We start from the raw sequence: 4,187 nt of genomic DNA on the forward strand, positions 1-4,187 counted from the left end.
GCGGCCATCAGACTCGGCAGATCGGGTTCCGGGACCGCGCCGAGAATGACGGGTCGCACGTCCAGTTCCTCGCAGCGCCGGTCGAAAGCGGTGCGGTAGTCGCGGTAGTCGAACAGTGTCTCGCCGCCGGCGATCACCAGGCTCAGGTCGGGATGGTGTTGCCGGAGAAGGTGGAAGGCGTCCACCAGATCGAGGGTGCCTTTCCGCGGTTCGATCCCGCCGACGGTGAGTACGTAACGACCCAGTTCGTCGCGCCACCGGCGTTGGTCCGCGACGGCGTCGGCGGCGGCGATGAACCGGTCGGCGCGCACCCCGTTGGGAATCACCGTGGGGTGCAGTCCCCAGCGCGCGGACACCTCGGCGGCGACGGCGGCCGACACGCAGATCCGCGCATACGGGGCCACGACGGCCTTCTCGTGGCACTCCGCCAGGATCGGGGTGGTGAACTCGTCGAGGTGGTGGATGGTGCGGATGCAGGCGCCGACCGCGTTGGCGCTGATGCAGTCCTGGGCATGCACGATGTCGTAGGCATCCGGGGTGAACCCGCCTCGCAGGGTGTCGATCGAACGCACGATGCGTTCGGTCACCGACTCACCCTGCCGCTCCGGGAAATCGAGCAGCCGGAGTCCGACGGCCGGGTCCACGTCACGGAAGAAGCCGGTGTCACCGTCGCGGGCCAGCGACCACACCGTGACGTCGACGCCCTGCGCGGCCAGCGCCTCGGCCAGATTCAATGTGTGCACCACTCCGCCGCGGGGTTTGGTCGAGTAGGTGATCAGCGCGACCCGCATGGTCAGCTCCTGGCCGAGGTGGAATAGGTGTTCCAGCGAAGTTCGGCCAGATGATCCAGAACCTTTCGCGCACGGGCGATCTCGGCGACGACATCGACCTCCGCGCTGGCCAGGCCGCCTTTGGACCGGGTGGTGGCGAGCACGTCTCCGCCCGGACCGACGACCTTGGCCTGGCCGAGGAAGCGCAGCGATCCCATGATGCCGGTCTGGTTCGCGGAGACCAGCACGACCTGGTTCTCGGCGGCGCGGGCGCAGTCGTAGAGATCGAACAGCCGCGACTGGCGGTCGGCGGGCAGCCGTGACGCGCGGTCGGTGACGCTGGCCGGCCACGCCGACAACGCCGCGATGATCTGCGCCCCGTCCAGTGCCAGGGTGCGTGCCGACTCCGGGAACGTCTTGTCGTAGTCGATCAACATGCCGACCCGCCCGACCGGGGTGTCGAAGGCGGTGAACGCGTCACCGGCCAGGTAGGCCAACGACTCCCCGGCGGGCTGGTGCACCTTGCGGTGGGTCCCCAGCACGCCGTCACCGGACACACAGATCGCCGAGTTGTAGCGGGTGCCACCCGGTGCCGCCTCGGCGTAACCCACGCACACGGTCATCGGTCCGGCCGCGGCGATCACCGCGCCGATCTCCGGGCCGTCCGGGTCCAGCGCCGGGGGAGGATCGCCGGGGTCCGGGCAGCGCAGGTCGCCGATGTAGCCGCCGAGGCACGCGTCGGGAAACACCAGCAGGCGCACGCCGTCCCGCGCCGCGGCTTCGATGATGCCGACCACCTTGGCCACCGAACGGTCGACGTCGCGGCCGAAGTGCGCGGCGACCGCACCGATCGTCATCGGCGCCATGACGTCACGCGGTTCCCAGGCCCGTCACGCCGGCGGCCAGTGCGGTGGTCACCGCTCCGTCGGGCCAGCGCAGGGACACACCGGGTTCCCGGGTGAGCCGGCCGCACACCCGCTCGGCCACACCGGTGGGCAGCTCGGCGGGCGCGGCATCGCCTGCGGTCAGCATGCCGAAGCCGGGGAAGCAGGTCATCCACGGCCCCATGCCGGCGTCGGCCGGCCGGGGCACCGCGGCCATCTCGATCTCGGCGCCGACCCCGCACGCCTCGGCGAGCATCCCGGCCGTGCCCGCGATGCCCGCCATGCTGACGTCTTTGGCCGCCCGCGGCCGTGTCGCGGCGACGTATGCGCTCATCTGCGCCAGGTCCTCGGGGCTGCGCGTGCTGGTCGAGTCCCACTGCCTGCCGTGGTAGCCGGGACGCCAACGGCCGTTGAGATCGACGATCAGGCGCAGCACGTCACCCGCGGCCGCACCGCCGGCGGGCACGGGATCAGCGGTGCGCCCGAGAGCGGTCACCGCGAGCGACGCCGGGACCCCGAGCTGGGTGTGCCCGCCCAGGACCGGTGTCCGCCACGCCTGGGAGGCCCGCGCCACCCCGCGCACGATGCGGGTGAGCAGCGACCGGTTCGGGGCGCCGACCGCGTCGAGCAGACCCGTCGGCGTGGCGCCCATCGCCGAGAGATCGTTGAGGTTGACGAGCACCGAACACCAGCCCGCCCACTCCGGATCCCGCTCCACCATCGACGGGATGATCGCGTCGCACGCGGCCACCATGTCGCCGCCGGGCACCGGGACGCCGTCGTCGCCGACGAAACCGGGCGGACCCAATCCGTTCGGGACCGCACGCAGCGGGCCGAGTGCCTCGCCGAGGAACGACTTCGTCGCCGCGGCGACGCGGGCAACGGGATCCAGCGGCCATCGCATGACCACGTGGGGGCGGCCCGCGACGGCGCATTCGCCGTGCCGGGTCCATCCGAGGCCGACGAACATGGGCGCGTACCGGCGTTGCACGGTGGCTTCGAAACGCAGTGCCCCGGCGGATTCGACGTGTGCGCACGCCGCGCGGATCAGTGCCGGGCCCAGACCGGCCGCACGGGCGGCCGGATCGGCGACCAACCGGCTTCCGGACCACCACCCGATGTCCGGTGAACAGACCGGTGCCATCCGGACCCCGCCGAGCACGGTGCCGTCGGCGGCGACCGCCACCAACACCACGGTGCGCGGATCGTCGTCGACGTCGTCGCGGTCGGTGCCGGCGAACATGCCCTGCTCGACGACGAACGACGCGCGGCGCAGCCGGCGGTACTGCTGCAGCTCCGACGGCCCTGCCGGGCGGATGAGGAACCGGCCGGCCGCCGTGGGTCGCGTGCCGGCGAGTATCGACAGTTCGCCGCGTTGCGGCGAGTCAGCTTGGAACAGCACCCTTCTCACCCGCCCATGTCCTGCAGGACACCGCACGCGCCGCACGCCGCGCAGCCGGCCTTCTGCTCGGCGCCGGTCATGCCCGCCGATCTCAACAGTGCGGCGACCTCCTGGGAAACCCGCTGCAACACCGCGGCGTCGGGAGCCCGTGCGCCGTCGACATCGACGGCCAGCGTGCCCGGATGGGGCCGGAACGGCACCACGAACGGGTAGACGCCCATCTCGATCAGGCCGGCGGCGCCGGTGATCAGTTCGTCCGGGTCCTCGCCGAGGCCGACCAGCAGGTAGGTCGACACCTGATTGCGGCCGAACACCCGCACCGCCTCCCGCCACGCCGCCCGGTACTGGCTCAGCGGGACTGTCGCCTTGCCGGGCATCCAGCGGCGTCGCACGTCGTCGTCGAGAGACTCGACGTGGATGCCGATGGCGTCGGCGCCGGCGTCCCGCAGGTCGGTCAGCACCCGCAGATCGGCGGGCGGTTCACACTGCACCTGGATCGGCAGCGCGGGCACCGCGGCTTTGACCGCGCGAACGCAGCGGGCGAGGTGCACGGCACCGCGATCGGTGCCCGCCGATGTGCCCGTGGTCAGCACCATCTGCGTGACACCGTCGAGTGACACCGCGGCGCGGGCGACCTCGGCCAGTTCTGACGGCCGCTTCACCGCCGTCGTCGCTCCCGAACGCAGTGACTCCTCGATGGAGCAGAACCGGCAGCGCTGGTCGGGGGAGTAGCGGATGCAGGTCTGCACCACGGTGGTGGCCAGGACGTTGCGGCCGTGCAGCCGTGCCAGCTTCTCGAAGGGCACGCCGTCTACGGTGACCAGATCGTAGAACTTCGGTCGGTGGATCACCTCGACGTCAAGTCCGGTGTCGTGGCCGTCGTAGAGGACCTTCTCACCGTCGAACATGAACGGGCTCTGCGGGTTTCGCGGAAGCGCCGCGTTGCGCCCGCCGATGACGAGGTGGCCGTCGTCGCTGGGCCCGGCGCCCGCGCTGCGGTTCAGGGGCTGCCGTGGATGCACACCTGGGGATCGGGCCGCTTCCTCGGCATCGACCGCGACGCACGGCATCTCGCGGCGGCCATCACCGGCAGCCTCGGCGACCCGGTGCTGCGCCTGGCGGTGGGCGGCT

Annotated in this window: 4 protein-coding genes; all 4 read right to left on the minus strand. The window is 71.8% G+C overall.

The window, feature by feature from the left end; all coding sequences use genetic code 11:
- On the minus strand, positions 1–791 hold a 791-nt coding region (locus ASJ79_RS19815; RefSeq protein WP_067958853.1), incomplete at its 3' end, for an MSMEG_0565 family glycosyltransferase.
- Between the two features lie 2 nt (positions 792–793).
- Positions 794–1,636 carry a carbon-nitrogen hydrolase family protein gene (locus tag ASJ79_RS19820; protein WP_067958856.1) on the minus strand — a complete coding sequence of 281 codons (843 nt, stop codon included), beginning with the start codon at positions 1,634–1,636 and terminating at the stop codon, positions 794–796.
- Positions 1,637–1,640: 4 nt separating this feature from the next.
- Positions 1,641–3,056, minus strand: a complete 1,416-nt coding sequence (locus ASJ79_RS19825; RefSeq protein ID WP_067958860.1) for an MSMEG_0567/sll0787 family protein — start codon at positions 3,054–3,056, stop codon at positions 1,641–1,643.
- Between the two features lie 5 nt (positions 3,057–3,061).
- A complete protein-coding gene (locus ASJ79_RS19830; protein WP_067958865.1) occupies positions 3,062–4,078 on the minus strand; it encodes an MSMEG_0568 family radical SAM protein in 1,017 nt (338 codons plus the stop codon).
- Positions 4,079–4,187 lie beyond the last annotated feature (109 nt).

The organism is Mycobacterium sp. NAZ190054 (genome assembly GCF_001545925.1).
GTDB lineage: Bacteria > Actinomycetota > Actinomycetes > Mycobacteriales > Mycobacteriaceae > Mycobacterium.

Bases quoted from the DNA above. Each gene is read 5' to 3' on its own strand.
- ASJ79_RS19820 (WP_067958856.1), bottom strand. From the start codon at position 1,636: ATGGCGCCGATGACGATCGGTGCGGTCGCCGCGCACTTCGGCCGCGAC.